Source organism: Paenibacillus sp. 1182 (assembly GCF_017833915.1).
GTDB lineage: Bacteria > Bacillota > Bacilli > Paenibacillales > Paenibacillaceae > Paenibacillus > Paenibacillus polymyxa_D.
In genome coordinates, this window is the sequence record NZ_JAFICR010000008.1 from 281,532 (window position 1) to 298,496 (window position 16,965).

The following is a 16,965-nucleotide window of genomic DNA, read 5'->3' on the forward strand; positions in this document are numbered from 1 at the left end:
ACGTGAACAACCGATTGCGATCGTTGATGTTTCCTCTCTTTAATGTGCTGCTTAACGGATTTAATTTTTTCTTCCACATTGCAGCGAGCTGGTATCTTACCGGACAAGCTTATGGTCAAGCGAATGCGCTGCTGGCCCTCTTTGCACTGTTGTCCGTTTTGGGCTTATCCATCCAGCTATTGACCGCCAAGCTGGTATCCAAGGGTGGCAAGATGCTTGCGCTACGTAGCTTACCGCTCGGTTCTCTATTACTAAAAGCACCTTTGGTGCTAACTGTGCTTGCCATGATCATTTTACTCATCATTCATCCGTTATTGCGCTCGCTTTTAGGCGTCGATTCCGCCCCGCTATTCATGCTGTATGGCTTGATCGGCCTACATATTTTGGTGAGTTCGTGCCGTGGAGATTTACAGGGTAGGGAACGCATGTTGGCGCTCAATGTGAACTATTACATTGAAGTAATAGGGAAGCTGAGCTTGTTTTTTGTTCTGGCTGCACTGGGGTTAAAGCTGGAAGCCCTACTATTGGCGAGCTGTGGGGGAATGTTGCTGTCGCTACTCCACGGCTGGATCGTTTCGGCTCGTGGCTTGTCCTTATTCACAACCAGTGGAGAACATATCCCTTCTGGGCTATGGAAGTCATTGGGTCAGGATTTCACCGATAGCCTTATGACGAATTTATTCATTTTGTTTTGTATCTCTATCGACATGTTGTATGTACAGCATTACTTTCCCGAGCAGGCCAGCAGCTATGCCATTGCGCTGAAGTACAGCCAGTTGGTCTATTACGTTTCGTATAGCCTGATTGCTGCCTTTATTCCAAAGCTCGGTGCGCAGGGGCATGACCGCCAAGCTTTGGGCAAGTTGATTGCCGTCTATGCCGGATTAATGGCTGTAGCTGCGATCTGTGTATATGTGGGCACGACCTTTGTGTTCCCATCCTCTATACCCATATTATTCGGAGCCTCTTACCAATCGGCCGAGGCCTATATTCCATGGGGGGGATGGGTGTACTGGTTATTTTCCATCGTGCTGTTTTTTGTGCATGTGCACGTATTGATGGGCAGACGCAAATTTATGTTCAGTCTGATGGCAGGAGCCGCGGCTTTATTAGTAGCCTTTCATATTGCCCACACAGAGCCGGTAGATTTCTTGCTATCTGAGTTCATGGTTTACGGAGCTATGGCTCTCTACTTTGTGATAGACGCCTATGTGCATTTGTTCAAAATAAAGATAAAGGGGGATGTACCCCATGAATACCATACATGAACAGGACGGTAAAACCGTAGTTCTATTGCTGTCCTGGCGTGACATACGTTCACCTAAAAGCGGAGGAGCAGAAATTTTCACCCACGAAATGCTTAAACGCTCACAACAAGGCCGCTTCCAGTTCATTCATTTTTCACCCCAATTTGAGGGGATGCCTGAGCATGAAATTATCGACGGTATTACGTATATTCGAAAAGGAAACATATACAGTGTTATTTATTATGCGATGCGCTATTACCGTCGTCATCGAAGGAAGATCGACTATGTGATTAACCAGGCGAATACGCATCAATTCTTTACCCGATTTTGGGTGGAGGCATCCAAGCGGATTTTTTTCATACATCAGCTAACAAGGGAAATATGGTTTGAGAACGCCAAATTCCCGCTAAATGTTATTGGGTTTCATATGGAACCCTTGATGCTTAAGCTGGCTCGTAAGGATCGAACGCTTACGGTATCTCCGTCTACTCGGTATGATCTACTTAAGCTGGGCTTTCACCCGGATCGTGTTCATCTTTTACCGGAAGGCATTGAGTTTGATCATTGGCCGCGCGAACAATTTTTAACGAAGGAACCTAATCCGACCTTCATGTACGCTGGGCGCTTCGTCAAATATAAAGGCATTGATCTGGTCGTTGAGGCCTTTGGGCAGCTCAAGGAAAAGTTCCCTCAGGCTATGTTATGGATTGCCGGAAAAACCGATAAAACCTATGTGGCAGAACAATTGTTGCCGATTATGAAACGGTATGGATTAACATACGGAGAACCGGATGAACAGGGGCAATCGCAAGCTGATATTACCTTTTACGGATTTGTTTCAGCAGAGCATAAGCTGGAGCTGATGAGTCGTGCCCACGCGCTGGTGTTTCCTTCCTTGCGTGAAGGTTGGGGGTTGACAATTACCGAAGCGGCAGCGGTTGGAACGCCCAGCATTGTCAGCAATTCACCGGGTCTGGTGGATGCAACGGATTTTGGGAAGAGCGGATATCTATGCTTTCACGGCGACATCCGGGGATTATCTGAACAAATGGAAAGAGCAGCGAAGGGCGGCGAAGATTACATGGCCATCCGTGAGCGGGCGTATCAATATGCGTTAAGATTCCATTTTGATCATACGGCTGCTGCGTTTGAGCAGTTGATGGAAGATTGGATAGAGGAGGCGGAACAGAGTGGACAAAGTGGTCATTCTCTTCTCCACGTACAACAATGAACGGACGATAGAGCCTTGTTTGCGAAGCTGTATGGGGCAAAATTACAAGGATCTGCATATTGTAATTGCTGATGATGGCTCCAGTGACCGGACCGTCGAGACGATTCGTATGCTGTCGGCAGGGAGCGCAGTACCCGTAACGGTATTGGAGCTTCCCCATGGGGAGCGGGGAGTCGCTAGGGTTAGAGCGGTTGAGGAAGCGAAACGCTTGGGTGCCGAATACATATTTGTATTGGATTCCGATATGATTTTAGCTGAACATCTGATTCAGCAGAGCATCGACTTTTTTGATGATCATCAGGATATTGGCGCTTTGGTCGTTCCGGAGGAGGCGTATTCGGAAGCGGACAATTTTTTTTCCAAAGTGAAAGTTTTTGAGCGAAATGTGATTAATAACGCGGGTGAGACCTTGGGAAAACGCTCCATTGAAGCGGCACGCTTCTGGCGAATGAGCGCTTATGAATCGACGGGCGGGTTTAATGCGGAGCAGATTGCTTTTGAAGAAATACAGCCGACCTTACGTTATATAGAGTCTGGTGGAGTCATTCGCCGGGCGGTATTTACACGGGTATATCATGATGAAAAACAGGTCTATCTGCACGATGTATTACGTAAAAAAGCCTACTACTTTTCAGTGATGGATCGTACGATGTCATCTGAAGAGGGCGGATTACGAAAGGCACTGGAACGTTGGTATTTCTTCCGTCCGGTGCTGTATACGTGGGGGAATTTGAAAAACTATATCCGTCACCCGTTGCTGACGATGGGGATGTTGTGGATGTATGTATGCCTAACTGTGATTGGGGTAGCCGCCGTGTTAAAGGGCGGCACCCGTCACTCAGGCGATCTCGCTAAGGCGGATAAGGCGTAACGATGAATGTCCGAGGGTCAGCGTATCCAGCGTGTACAAGTCGGGATCGGAAGATTCCGACTCCTCATACGGTATGTATAATGAATGCGTGGTTAACTGAATACCTTCCCCGTCAGGATGACGTAGTGAGCGGCCAACAGGATACAGCTCAGCAAGTGCAATGTGTACAGCAGTTACGATATCTTGTTCATTCAGCAGCACATAGGGTCGGTACGGGGCATTCAAAATGCTGTCTATAAATACTGACAGGTCGGAAGCTACGTTCTGGTCTGCTGCATGCAGGCTGTTTCGATTGAGTTTGGCTTGATCAAGCGCCTCATACAGTATTTTTTTTAGCGTATCATCATCCAGCTCCAGCGGTTTCGTCAAAAAACGGAACACACCGACTTGATTAATCGCCGATAAAATGGACTGCGTATGCAGGTGACCAGACAAAATGATTCGTACGATATGTGGATAATCTTTCTTAATCATGCGAAGGAAGGTAATCCCATCCAGACCAGGCATGAGCAGATCGGAAACGACCACATCAATCGGGTGCTGTTCCAGCACTTGTAGGGCTTCTTTGGGCGTGTGAGCGGTATGTAAGGTGAATGCTTCTTGCGTCAAGGTCCGTTCAAGCAGGGACAGAACCATAGGGCTGTCGTCAACAAATAGAATGTTTTGGGGTGTCATAAGAACTGCGCAACTCCAATCAGGAAGTAAGAAATGAGGAACTACATGTATAATATCAGCGTTTTGGCATTTTTGAAAGATGTCAATACAGAACGGGCGTTGCGTCTTTTTTGTGAACGATTTGATTCGGCTGAGCATGCCCTCTGGGAAAAAGGTATGCGTCTCCTTCATCAGTATCATGCTGCACGGCATACAGGGGTGACCCTGGTTGTCTCCAGCGCACTTCAGCATATGGACGATCGTCATGATATTTACGTTGTTGATCTGCGGGAATACGGCGAGGAAGTGTTGGATCGCTTATATATCGCAAAAACATGCGAGTTGATCCTACTGACGGACGGGGCAACGGAAACCGCTGCGAGGTTTGCTGCCCTCCAGCGCCGCACTCCCCGGTTGCTGTGCGCACGGCTACCGCTGGTCAGCTACGAGCTGGAATGCCTGATGCAGGCTATTTTGAGCCGTCGTGAACAAAATGGAGGGGACAGGGAAGCATGAAACAATGGGCTTTGTTGAAACCAGGTTGGCAAAAGCTGATCCTGTACCTGATCGTACTGGGTGTGACCGTGTTTTTGGCCGCTGTGCTTCAATGGTTTGTCGTGCGACAATTCAGTGTTCACTTGGCGGAGATTCAGAACGAACAGCTCCAGTATGAGGTACAGGAACTTTCTAGCAGCATAACCGAGCGTTATGCCGCATGGCAGGCTGAATTGAAGGAGCTGTCGTCCAGTCTGGGCAGAGATATGCTGAATCAGGGAACACGCCAGTATCCTGAGGGGTTTAAGCGTGAAAGCGGGGCCTTTTATGTGCTGGATGAACAGTATCATGTGATGGTCGGACGAGATAATCGTGAGATGAAAAGTGCGGTCCAGCAGATTAAGTGGCTGCAAAATGGTTGTGCAGTAAGCTCTTTTGTGACAGAGGATCATCAGCCTGCCCAGTATATCGCATGCAGGATTCAAGGAGCGCAGATGGGCGGTTTTATGGTGCGCAAGGTTGACGCTGATATGCTCAGCGGAATTATTAAAAGTAAACCGGTTAACCAGTATGAGACTTTATTTTATAACGGTCAATTTAAGGTCGTAGCTTCCCGAAGTAATCCGGATATTAACCGAACGGACATCACGGGCGTCACCCGTAGGCTGCTGGAGGGCAATACAGGTGTCATTGAAGATGACGGTGAAAAATACGGGATAGGATTTAGCCGCATTGGGGAAGAAGCCCTTTACATATCGGTTAAGGATGTCAGCGAGGATACAGCACAGCGAATCAGCTCCTTCCGCAAACAGTTGTGGATGGTCATGGTTCTAATATTGTTCATTCTGTGGGCCATGCTCGTACAGTTCCGCAAAAGGATTGTAAAGGATGCCATCGTGAACAACCAGGTGCGTGATCAACGGCGAGATGAAGATATGCGACAGCAGCAGGACATGTATTATTTGCCGTTAATGCAGACGATTGAGCAGCAACTGCAAGAGCTGCAAGAGCAGACTAGCCGTCTCACAGGCGGTGATGATTTGAAGTTGCTGGGATTTTATCATGATCTAGCAAACCACTTTGAAGCGGCTTCCAGTCAGGGAAAAGGAGCCTCTCATGAGGAACTAGAGTATTTTCGCGAGTTGAATGAAAATTTTATCCAGGGTCGCCTCAGACAGGAATCCTCACTGGGAGAGTTACTGACGGGAGTCCGTAGCTTGCGCGATGAGCTGGAAGAGAAGATGCATGATAATAGTGGAATTAGCTTTACAGATATGAATGAAGTATTGTCTGAGTCGCTGAAATGGGCGAACCGTTCATTGAACATGAAGAACATTCAAGTGATCTTGCGGCAAGAGCCTGTTCCATCGATTGCAGCACAAGCACCCATGCTGTACAAAACGATTCAGGGACTGCTGGAAAATGCAGTGCAGGCCATGGGACGCCAAGGCGGAGAACTGCCTGAGGATCAGGAACAGGGCCGAACAGGTCTGCGGTCCAAGCGACAATCTCAAGTGCTTAAGGTTAGTTCACGGTTGGAAGAAGGAGAAATTGTTATTATCATTGAGGACACAGGCGGCGGGATTGATGATAAAATGCGTTGGAGCTATTTCCAGCCAGACTATTCCCAAAACTCGCAGGAGCATGCGTTCAGCCTGTACCATATGGATGCATACCTGAAGACCATAGGCGGCCGTTTAAAGCTGCGTAATACCGATCAGGGCTTGCAGGCAATCGTTCGTTTGAGAAGATAGGCCCAAGATAACCGACGGATATACGAGAAGTTCAAGAGAGGGGGACAAGCATGAAAAAATGGGTATTTCGCTATCGTTACGATATGGCGGCAATGATGTTGATGCTGATTGCGATTGTTGCATATCTTGCACCCATCTATGGACCAGGGCAAATTGTGTTTAGCGACATTGCTTTTGGAGCCACCTCTCATCGGTATCTGGAGGAAATAACCGGGGTATGGAACGAGCGATGGTCTACCTCGACCTTGTTCAATGCTCCACGTATCCTGTACATCTTGCCCTTCTATGGACTGTCACTCTTATTTGACGAAAGCGGACCGGTCTTGCTCAAGTCGTTTATTACAGGCTTGTTATTTGTTTCGGCATTTTCGATGTATGCCTTTGCCAAACGATTGGTTAGCGTGTATTATTCACCAAGCTTTACGAAGACCCGTATTTTTGCCATCATGGTCGGCTCGTTGTTTTATGCGTTGAATCCGTGGGTTATTTTCCGCATTCAGCATATTTATTTGCTCTGTGGATATAGTTTATTTCCGTTAATGCTGCGATTCTTTTTCAGTGCGGTGGACCCCAAGTTTCAAATTCAACAAATTAAAAACTATCATTCCCACAAGTTGTATCAGCGGAACTGGATCGACCTGTTTCTGTTGGCTGCGGTATTCACCGTTAGTGCTGCGGCAATTCACTATTTTTTCTTCGGCATGATTTATTTGGGCTTGTTCACCATGTTGCTATTGATCAAGCTGACCTGGACCCACCGTAAGGCTGGTCGCACCTATTTGCAGCCGTTATACGACAATTTTTTGCGTAAAGGGATCATTTTTGGCATGTTTTTCGGTCTGCTCAGTTTTTATTGGTTGTCTCTATATGTCGGTAGCATGTTGATGGACGCTCAAGCGTCTCAGCATAATATCAATGTCGTGGATACGTTGTCTCTGTTCAGCCGCAACAGCAGTTTAAATAATGTGGGTTATTTACTGAGCTATTGGTGGCCCATGTTTTCCTTGTCCTCACTGCCTGTCATGTTTTATGTAGGAGGGGGATTTTTGTTGCTATTGATCGGGTATGCGATGGTGACACGTTCACATAAAAATCCGATCATTCTGATCTTCTCGCTACTTACGCTGCTGTTTCTGGTTGCAGCTACCGGGACGACGTTCCCATCGATTGCCAAGTGGTTTGTCATTCTGGTTACGAAAACCCCTGTGATTGGTTCGGTTTTCCGTGATCCTAACAAATTTATTGGACTGATTGCCCTTAATTTCGGGGTGTTGCTGACCTTTGGTGTCATTCAATTTATGGAATGGTTCGGATCATCGCCGCTACAGCGTGTATATAAAAAGCTGGCGGTCGTTATCGTCGTCCTGTGTCTGGGGGTATATTTTGCTCCCTTGCGCACTCAGTTCATTGAGGGGTACTACAAGCCAGTACAAGTGCCGGAGGCTTATGGTCAAATGGCTGAAAAGCTGACTGATCCGGATCGTTTCGATAGCAAGGCATTATACTTTCCGATTGCTGACAATATGATTCAGAGCTATAACGGAGTAGCCACGCCCAAATGGAATAAAGGGAAGACCGCAAACGAAAAGGCAACCGGAGATTTTCAGGTATACTCTTCTCCTAAAAATACGATCTTTCATCATGAGGGCAATGATCCCGGTATTACATACTATATGAATTTTCTACAGTATGTCATGGACAACGGATTAAGCTCCCGATTAGGTTGGCTGTTCTCTACCTTTGGTGTTAACCAGTTGGTCTACCATGATGAATATGTGGGACAGGAGAAGCGTCAGGATTTCCACCTCTCTCAGCTGGAAGGTCAGACCGGGCTGAAACGTACGTACCAGAACGGGCTATTTTCCATATTCAATCTCGACCAGACACCGCCCTATATGAACATCCTTGCGAGTAAAATTGTAACACCTTACGGTTTTAGCCGACTAGAGAGCTACAGTCATCTGCCTGGTTTTGATTTTAGCCGCTTTGGAGTGCTGTTCAGTGCGTTAAAGCCTGAGCTAAAAACCATCCAGACGATTAACAAAGGGGATTATGTGGAAGCGGCGTCCTTTAATGACTTGCTATTGTCACAGCTTCCAGCAGAGGATTACTTACGGCCTTTTGATGCTATTGAGGATGGTAATGCCTTTTTAAAATGGTCCAAAACCTTTGCCTCGACCAACGATTGGTTGTGGTATTTATCCTCCCAAAATATACGGAACTTTCCGTTCGATATGGAAATGGATGCAGGGATTGCGGTCACCTTTGCCAGTAAGAAGCTGGATGTGGCCCCGTATCAGATGAGCAGCATCGAAGGGAAGACGGTTGTGGACTTTGATTCCATGTTGCGGACCGAAACCTTCTTCAAGCCGGATAACCCGCAGTTGTTCAGTGTGCAGGCTAATCCCCGTGAGGAATTGAATGATGTGCCAACTCTGCATGGTGAAATTATGAAGGGAGACCCGAGTAATATATGGCAGGTCGCTCGATCAGGTTTGCTGGAAGCCAAGGAAAATAATCCGTATCAGTTCCAAATTACCGTTTCCGGTCGTGGGACGAACAAAATGCATGTGAAAATGAGATTTTACGATAAGAAAATGCGTGAACTGGGGGTTAGCTATGTCGTGGCGCCTTCGGAGGGATATAATTTTGACAGTGTGAAATTTTACGGGGAATACGTGTCGCCGCCCGGCAGCTATTGGATGCGAATGGATTTGTTAACCCTGCAGCGCCCACAGCAAAAAAATTACTGGTGGATTCATGATATCCAGCTACGTGATTTGGGGCAATACAGTAAGCCTAACACGTTTACGATGCACAAAAAACTGGATCAACCTCAAACCTCGCATGTATATGCCAGAGTGTTTATGAATAAGGCAGGCGGGAAATTACAAGTCACGCTACCGGACAAAGTGGTTAGTATCAAGACCCAGGATAATGGTTTAAACCAATTTCAATGGGTCGATCTGGGCGAACATGTTTTTCCAAAAGGAGATACTCCAGTCACGGTTAATAACCTGCAAGGTTTTAATGCGGTCAATCAATTTGCGATTGTGCCTGTGGATCAGCTAGATCAGTTATCTTTTCCAGTGGAGCAGGCATTGAAGCGGGGCAAGCTCTTTTTCACCTTGGAGGCAGAGAACGATTTTAACGCCCAAGGGAATGTGCAGACGGAGCGTGCTTTACCAAGACTTAGTATGGGGCGGGGGATCAGCTATCAGAAGGGGACGTTAAGCAGGGATGTGGAAGTCGCCAAAACGGGAACCTATGCCACAGCTATTTTGGCTAATCTACCTGCAGGATACCATGGGTCATTAACGATGAAGTGGGTGAATGAAGAGACGGGAGAGGTGCTGACCAGAACGATTCGTACGGAAGAGTCGTATAAGCGGTTACCCGCTACCTCTTTATCTGAAAAGCAGGTTATTGAAACGGTGCCCGATCAGGATGGTTTTGCCAAGAAAATCATACAAATTCCCGGTCTGCTGAACGACTATGGCCGAATAGAATTCAAAAATCTGTTCCTAACCAAGGGAAAGTATCACTTAACCCTTGTGCTGGACAGCCAAGTACCGTCATTGAGCCGTTTTGGAGATATTCATCGAATGGGCGGGCAGGAAGTGACGGTAATGCCTGGGGAGAACACGAAGGAGTCATTAGACACGGATGTCGGATGTGTAGCGGATATACGACCTGGCCAGACGAACCTGTCATTTATGGACGAAGGACTCTCTATCCGTTACGCACCTAGCTATTCCTGTGATTTGAATATATATGCGTCCAAGAAAATGAAGGCCGAGCCGCTGCAAGAGTATGCCGTGCAGTTGGATGCGCGATCAGCACAAGTTGGAAGTCGGCACATGAAGGTCATATTTTTGAATAAAGCGTCCCAGGTTCTCCAAACCTCCTATATTGATGAGGTGGAGGAGAGAGATAAGGAACAATGGAATCATTATGATCAAATTGTGAAGGCACCGGCAGGAACCGCCATGATGCAGTTTCAAATTTTAGCGCATGCGCACAAGAAGCAGTCAGGCTTATTTCAAATGAAGGAATATTCCATTATCCCTTATCAAGCCATGATTACAGTGGATCAATTTACGTTGTTTGAGGGAACGGATATGGATACCTTTTTTATGGCACCACATGCTTCGGAAAGCATTCAGGCTACTCGTGAGAATTCCATGGAACGCAGTTTTACGCTATATAATCCGACGCATCAGCAGGTGCTGATCCGGGAGACCGAATCACCCAATCCACTATGGGAGTTCAGGCTGGGTGGCGAAAATCAGCGAGCCCGTCTGTCTGTGAATGGAGTAACTACCGGATTTATTACCAATGGTAACGGGAACGGGAAAGTCGTCGTTATTCTGGCTTCCGCCTACCGTTTCGGATGGGGACTGTTCCTCATAGGGATACTGGGTGGAGCAGCTTGTTTTCTTCCTTATCGGCGATGGAAGAAGCGAAACCTTCCATAAAAAGCAAGCTGCTCAGTGGGGAAATGGGTAGCCATGATACGGCTACATCTCATATTTGTAGCCTCTGCCCCAGACGGTACGGATGTGCTGAGGATTTTTAGGGTCACGTTCTATTTTTTTGCGGAGGCTGGAAATATGTACGTCGATAGTGCGATCCAGATAAGCGCCATCTCCGCCTTTGATCCGATCCATCAGCTCACTGCGGGTAAAGACTTTACCTGGATTGCAGGACATTTCTTTTATAATAGAAAATTCGATTTGAGTGACTTCTATTTCTTGGTCATCGACTAACAGACAATGACGGTAATCATTCACCCATACCCTTACCTTTTTATTCTTTTGAGTTACCGTTTGCGATTCAGTGAGCATGTTGCGGCCGCAGCGGCGCAGCAGGGCTTTGATGCGGGCATTTAACTCTATCAGACTGAACGGCTTGCATAAGAAGTCATCTGCTCCGTCATCCAGAGCTTTTATTCTTATATTCAGCACGGTGTTATTAGAGATGACCAGCATAGGGACTGTGGTAAATTGACGGATTTGGCTGATCAGCGCACATTCGACTTTACCGGAAAACATTAGAGCGGTCACAATAATATCCGGCTTAAAACGCATGAGTGTAGGAATTGCAAGTTTAGAGTCATAAATAAGCTCGGTATGATAGCCTTCCTCCTGAAGGTGAAGAGCAATCATATCTGCCAAACCTTTTTGATTTTCAATGATGAGTATTTTTATGGGCATGACTGACATCTCCTGTACAGACAAAGATACAATAGCATTGCATAATCATGTATTTGCCACGATAATACATACTTATGTATTCGGCAGAAATGCGAAAAATGAACAGTCTTATAATGTAAGAAAAATATTAATTTACAGGAAGAAGGTTGCATCTTTGCGAATGATTTTATTATCTGGAGGTTCGGGTAAACGTCTGTGGCCCTTATCCAATGTGAACCGTCCCAAGCAGTTTCTTTCCATACTACGTCACGACGAACGGCCCGAAAGTATGCTGCAACGAATATGGAGGCAATTAGATGAGGCGAATTTGGCAGATGAGGCCTATTTTTCGACGAGTGGAACTCAGGCCGAGCTGATTCGAGGACAAATTGGCGGAGATGCTGTAGTGATTGAGGAGCCGACTCAGCGAGATACTTTCCCGGCCATTTCCCTGGCTACGGCCTACTTGCATGACGTTGCAGGCGCATCACTCGACGAGATCGTAGGGGTCATGCCTGTGGACGGGTATACGGGAGATGAATTTTTTGAGCATCTGCGCAGGCTTCCTTCCATATTAGAGCAATCAGGAAGCCATATCGCATTAATGGGGGCTGCTCCGACGGAACCCTCTGATAAATACGGATATATTGTGCCTTCAGCCTCTCCTTCACTTGACCAGCCATATTATAGGGTTAGTTCATTTGTAGAAAAGCCGGATCTGATTCGTTCAGAAGCGTTGATCCGTGAAGGGGCCTTATGGAATTGCGGGGTGTTTGCTTTTAGACTGGGCTTTTTATTGGATATTCTGAAGCAAATGGGTATACCAGCCGACTATGAATCTCTTTCGACAAATTATGCAGACTTGCCTAAAACTAGCTTCGATATCGCGGTAGTAGAGCATACTCATAAGCTCTCTGTGCTTCCATATCATGGAGAGTGGAGAGACTTGGGCACATGGGATTCGTTGGTGAGAGAAGTAAGCTCGAAGCTGAGTGGTCCAGGATATATTTCAGAAGCTTCACATGACTCGCATATCATCAATGAACTGGAGATTCCGGTCAGTATCTGGAATGTCCCGGACATTATCGTCGTTGCCGGGCCGGATGGCGTGCTGGTTACGGATCGGCAGTCATCCACAGGAATTAAGGATATGGTGGCGGAAATTGAAATCGGACCACGTTTTGAGGAGCGCTTCTGGGGAAAGCAAACGGTGTTATCCCATCAAGCGGCAGCAAGTGGATTGCAGACAGTGACCAAACGCGTGGTCATTTCAAACGGGAGATTTATCAGCTATCATGAGCATCAGTTTCGTAAAGAAGTTTGGACTATAGTTTCTGGAACCGGGAGTGTCTCTATCAATGGCGTGATACAGACAGTCAGCCCCGGTGAGGTCATCGTCATTGAACCCGGTACAAAGCATTTTATAGGGGCAGTAGAAGGAGATTTAGAATTCATTGAGTCACAAATCGGACATATCGTATCCGAAACGGATATTATCCGTTATGAATTTCCTGATTCGATTGACGACCATACTCATGAAGTGTCTACAATATAGGGACTGATAGATACGAACGAGGTTTATCAGAAGGCAGTGAAGAGTAGTAGGAACTATTTTTTATGAGTATTCGGATTTTATGGCGGAGAAGGGTTTATAGCTGGCCCTTCTCCAATTTCTCGATCAAGGTGGAAAAATCGATTCCCAGCAAGATTATTTCTTCTGGCTTACGAACAACTTCAATAGGTGGCATATTAAACATCGGGAAGTTTTCCTCCCGTAGATCGTAGCTATCAAACCGCCTCTGGTACTTAGGCTTACGTTGCTTTTTAAGTCCCTCTGTAAAGAGTATTTTGGCTCGTAGGGCTTCAAAAGAGTATCCCCTGCTTAAACGATTAATGACTCGAATAAGGCTGTTTAGAGACTCCGTATAAGCGTTTGTAATGCGATGGTCGAAGTAGGCGAATATTTCCTCTTCCCAGTTCTTCATAGCCTTTGTAAGTGGTTCAAAAGCGGATTGCAGTTCAGTTGGTATTTTAGCTTTCCATTCGTTGTATTTAAGGAATGCCGTCTGTCTGCTATCACATTCCCAAATATCGAAATATGATTCCTTTAAGTCATAAGCAGTGCCGAGAGAAGGATGATTCTTTGTCCAAAGGTCAAGCGTAATTTTATCCATCTCTGTAAGCGCTTTATGGCGTTTTAGGAGGATAAAACGGTCGTGCCTCAGCCCGCGGCGTTCTTTTGGCGATAATCCTTCTCGGAGCTGCTTACGAATGGTTTCTAACGCTTGGTTTGCCATACGGAGAACATGAAACTTATCGACGATGATAAGAGCTTTTGGCAAGATAGCCCTCACGGCGTCCTTATATGGTTGCCACATATCCATTGTGACGTATCGTATTTGTCCTCTATTTGGAAGGCGTGAGAGGCAGTCTATAACGGTTTCCTTGTTACGATTGGGCAAAACGTCTAACAACGTATGTTCCTCAATATTGGTTAAAACGCATCTTGGCTTAATAATGTGTATTTCGTCAATCCCAAGCCAATTAGGAGTTTCAAAACGAAGCGTTACTATAAGACGATTGAGGTAATCACGAAAGATGTTACGTATCGTTTTTTCATGCAATCCAACATCCTCGGATATGCTGACAAACGTGCGTTTAAGGCTTTGCTTCTCTATATAAGACAATAATCGTTTGGTACAGTTTCGCTTTTCGTCTATGGTGTGATCTAAGTGTTCCCAAAAGGTTCGATTGCAATCTTTACAGCGATACCTCTGACGCTTTATAAGAAGGCCTGCACGCTTGCCATGAATGGGCAAGTCCATATAAACTTGTTCCCTGCTGTCGTGTTTGTAGAGGTTGGCTATGCATCCGCAATGAGGGCAAGCCAAAGGTGGAGAGTTCGTCACCACTTGTATTAGAAAATCAAATTCATTTTCACTAATACTTAATATGTTGAAGTTTGGAAGATTTAAAATATCCATATGAATTTCTTCTATGCATTTATGATGCAAACTCCTTCTTTGTTTTCGCGTGACTGGTCAAAATACCGCTGAATATAAAAGATAACAACGAACCGGCAAAGCATATAGCCGCAAACATGCCTACGGCGGAAAAACCGTTAAAAGTCGCGTAAATCAGGCCTGCGATCCAAGAACCGAGCGTTGTCGCAGCGTACATGTTTGAATTGGCCAAGCTGGAGATCGTGCCGCGGATGGTCGGATTTAGTGAATTCAGCATTCCCAATATTAGGGGAAAAGAGATCCCCATGTTAACGAATATGAAAAAGTAAACACTTTCGAAAGCCGCAACCGACGGCAAGAGAGGCAACACAATAAAACATATGATAGAGACAAGAAAGCCTACAACCAGCGTATTGAAACGGTTTAACGTTTTGATCACATAGGCACCGCCAAAGCTCCCGACTATATTCCCAAGACCTAGAAAAAACATTACGTATCCCGTTTGATCAATTGAAAGGTGAAAGCGATCCGTCACCCATTTTCCAATGAAAGAAAAGGCAGCAAAGAATCCACATTGAAATAAGAAATGAGCGAGGAAAGCCTTTCTTGCCATTCGGCTATTCAATAGTGGGATGTATCTACTGAAAATCGGAGTCCTGGTTTTTTGGCCTTGATTTGGTTTCATTTCGGGCAAAGCATAGAAGATGAATACTGCTACCAATAATGCACATGCACCGATTGTAAAAAAAGGATAATACCAATGGGTTGAGGCAAGCAGACTTCCAATAGGGATACCGAACGCTTGGGAAGCAGCCAAGCCTGCCATGACGAATCCTGATACTTTGGCGATTTTTGACGTTGGAAACAGAGTAGGGATCGATGCCCAGACTTGAGGCGCCGTAAATGCTGCGCTGACTCCGGCTAAAAAACGGAAGAAGAACATCGACCAAAAACCTGTGGCAAAGCCGCATAACATGGTTGAAACAGAGAAGCAGATCATGCCGGAAAGCATTACTTTTTTGCGATCCCATCCATCGGAAAGCGGTCCAGCAATCAGTGCAAAAATGGCATAACCTAAAGCATAAGACCCTACCATCCAACCGGAATATTCAGTTGGGATATGAAACAAGCTCTGAAGAGTGGGGATGAGCGGAGATATCAAAAACGTATCCGTACCGATAACAAACATGATGAGGAAAAATAAAGCAGTTAATTTGATCATTTTATTCACCCTTTTTAGTTAGTTCTATAGTTCAAAGATTATTGAACTAATGAATAAAAAAAGAATTTCTTTCTACAATGTATCCAGAAATCCAGGTAAGTAAGTTTGAAATGTCTCCAAATCGATGCTCATATACTTCGTTTGAGCTTCTTTTCGTACCTTGATCAATTTCGCCTCCTTTAAAGCACGCAAGTGATACGAAGTATTCGATTTCGTAGTATCGCGAATGTGTCCTACTTCTCCACAATTCATTTCCTTCTTGCTGGCGTATAGAGCTCGTATGATGTCCAATCTTGTTTCATCAGCTAACGCCTTAAATATTTTGACTCTGAGCTCATCATTTATTATGTTTTGAGTAGTCATAAAACCATTGTACTAAGATATCGCTACAAATCAAGTCTTTAGAAAAATACCACCATATTCTCCGATTTTTAAGTGAAATGTTTTGATTTTGTCTCCACCATAAAATCCGAATGCCCCTTTTTTATTAGAGCTTGGAAGACCTGTGCATTCCTAAAAAGGTATTCATGCGTTATACGAATGAATACCTTTTTTTTGCATAAACAGTTCTCTGTGTTTGTAATGAATTGAATAGAAAAGAGACTTATAAAATAATAATTTTCTTGGAAGTCAGCCACTCTTTTACAGCATCCGTACTGAGGTCTCTTTTGGGCGTCCATTCTATTTTATCAACCAGCTTGCCGTTTCTGAATTCTGCAATAGTGGGGGTGTATTTAACGTTGTAATCCTCTTTGAATTTATTCCATTGAGGCTTGTCCTTATGGATTTTGTGAACGTTCAAAAAAGTAATTTTAGAGCCTAGATTATACTGTTCGATCATCTTGTTAAAGTTAGGCTCAAACCGGTTGCAGTCTCCACAACTGGGTCTGCCGACATAGACAAACACACTTTGATCCTGCTGAATCAAACGCTTAAAACCATCTAGTGTAACCGCATTCAAGTGGTCATATATTTCGGGATAATTGCTTTTGCTTGCTTGGATCTCTTTATCTTTCTGCTGAACAACCTGCTCCAGATCTTGAAATTTAACTACAGCTGAAATAGCGATACCAATGAGAAGCAATACAATGACACTTAACCCGGCGATATATCCTTTTTTCACAGAAACCCTCCTTTTTTTACAATCTCAAACTTACAATAAATGATTTTTTCGTTTTTCACTGTAACACTTGTCTCATTATGTATAAAAAAGAAGCTTTCCCGTAGGGAAAGCTTCTTCAGGCTGTCGAGAAAGTCTCGACAGCCTATTTTATGTTAATTTTGTTTAAGACGACACCGCGTTAATGTTGTATAATATAGGTAACTATTGTAG

13 protein-coding genes are annotated in these 16,965 nt (G+C 45.2%); 7 read left to right on the forward strand and 6 right to left on the reverse strand.

What is annotated here, in order from left to right:
* Nucleotides 1-2: 2 nt before the first annotated feature.
* Genes JOD82_RS17955 through JOD82_RS17965 form a run of 3 tightly spaced genes read left to right on the forward strand, consistent with a single transcriptional unit; the run spans nt 3 to nt 3,349 of the window.
* On the forward strand, nt 3-1,268 hold the full coding sequence (locus JOD82_RS17955; RefSeq protein ID WP_209949761.1) for a lipopolysaccharide biosynthesis protein: 1,266 nt from the start codon (nt 3-5) through the stop codon (nt 1,266-1,268).
* Nucleotides 1,252-2,478, forward strand: coding sequence for a glycosyltransferase family 4 protein (locus JOD82_RS17960; protein ID WP_029518375.1), 1,227 nt, complete (start codon nt 1,252-1,254; stop codon nt 2,476-2,478). The genes JOD82_RS17955 and JOD82_RS17960 overlap by 17 nt, the downstream gene beginning before the upstream one ends.
* Nucleotides 2,438-3,349: a glycosyltransferase family 2 protein gene (locus JOD82_RS17965; RefSeq protein WP_029518376.1), complete on the forward strand. Its 912-nt coding sequence runs from the start codon at nt 2,438-2,440 to the stop codon at nt 3,347-3,349. Before JOD82_RS17960 ends, JOD82_RS17965 begins: the two co-directional genes overlap by 41 nt.
* On the opposite strand, the gene JOD82_RS17970 is transcribed toward JOD82_RS17965, so the two are convergent.
* A complete protein-coding gene (locus tag JOD82_RS17970) occupies nt 3,317-4,024 on the reverse strand; it encodes a response regulator (protein WP_069011050.1) in 708 nt (235 codons plus the stop codon). The genes JOD82_RS17965 and JOD82_RS17970 overlap by 33 nt on opposite strands.
* A 45-nt stretch (nt 4,025-4,069) precedes the next feature.
* Between JOD82_RS17970 and JOD82_RS17975 the strand changes: the two genes are divergently transcribed.
* From JOD82_RS17975 to JOD82_RS17985, 3 genes are read left to right on the forward strand one after another with little or no spacing between them, the layout of a single operon-like run.
* Complete coding sequence (locus tag JOD82_RS17975; protein WP_069011056.1) at nt 4,070-4,519, forward strand: hypothetical protein; 450 nt, start codon at nt 4,070-4,072, stop codon at nt 4,517-4,519.
* Nucleotides 4,516-6,252, forward strand: coding sequence for an ATP-binding protein (locus JOD82_RS17980; protein ID WP_069011051.1), 1,737 nt, complete (start codon nt 4,516-4,518; stop codon nt 6,250-6,252). The genes JOD82_RS17975 and JOD82_RS17980 overlap by 4 nt, the downstream gene beginning before the upstream one ends.
* 50 nt (nt 6,253-6,302) lie before the next feature.
* Nucleotides 6,303-10,730 carry a polysaccharide biosynthesis protein gene (locus tag JOD82_RS17985; protein ID WP_069011052.1) on the forward strand — a complete coding sequence of 1,476 codons (4,428 nt, stop codon included), beginning with the start codon at nt 6,303-6,305 and terminating at the stop codon, nt 10,728-10,730.
* Nucleotides 10,731-10,772: 42 nt separating this feature from the next.
* On the opposite strand, the gene JOD82_RS17990 is transcribed toward JOD82_RS17985, so the two are convergent.
* Nucleotides 10,773-11,468 carry a response regulator transcription factor gene (locus JOD82_RS17990; RefSeq protein WP_069011053.1) on the reverse strand — a complete coding sequence of 232 codons (696 nt, stop codon included), beginning with the start codon at nt 11,466-11,468 and terminating at the stop codon, nt 10,773-10,775.
* A gap of 160 nt (nt 11,469-11,628) precedes the next feature.
* Here JOD82_RS17990 and JOD82_RS17995 point away from each other — a divergent pair, with 160 nt between their 5' ends.
* Nucleotides 11,629-13,002, forward strand: coding sequence for a sugar phosphate nucleotidyltransferase (locus JOD82_RS17995; RefSeq protein ID WP_049817031.1), 1,374 nt, complete (start codon nt 11,629-11,631; stop codon nt 13,000-13,002).
* 94 nt (nt 13,003-13,096) lie between these two features.
* On the opposite strand, the gene JOD82_RS18000 is transcribed toward JOD82_RS17995, so the two are convergent.
* The 4 genes from JOD82_RS18000 to JOD82_RS18015 form a co-directional block, all read right to left on the reverse strand.
* Nucleotides 13,097-14,431, reverse strand: a complete 1,335-nt coding sequence (locus JOD82_RS18000) for an ISL3 family transposase (protein ID WP_069011054.1) — start codon at nt 14,429-14,431, stop codon at nt 13,097-13,099.
* A gap of 19 nt (nt 14,432-14,450) precedes the next feature.
* The gene (locus JOD82_RS18005; protein ID WP_029518384.1) at nt 14,451-15,632 is read right to left on the reverse strand and encodes an MFS transporter; all 1,182 of its coding nucleotides are present in this window, start codon (nt 15,630-15,632) and stop codon (nt 14,451-14,453) included.
* 72 nt (nt 15,633-15,704) lie between these two features.
* The gene (locus tag JOD82_RS18010) at nt 15,705-15,995 is read right to left on the reverse strand and encodes an ArsR/SmtB family transcription factor (protein ID WP_049817030.1); all 291 of its coding nucleotides are present in this window, start codon (nt 15,993-15,995) and stop codon (nt 15,705-15,707) included.
* Nucleotides 15,996-16,236: 241 nt separating this feature from the next.
* Nucleotides 16,237-16,755 (reverse strand): thioredoxin family protein, encoded by a 519-nt coding sequence (locus tag JOD82_RS18015; protein WP_029518385.1) that lies wholly within the window; start codon nt 16,753-16,755, stop codon nt 16,237-16,239.
* Nucleotides 16,756-16,965 lie beyond the last annotated feature (210 nt).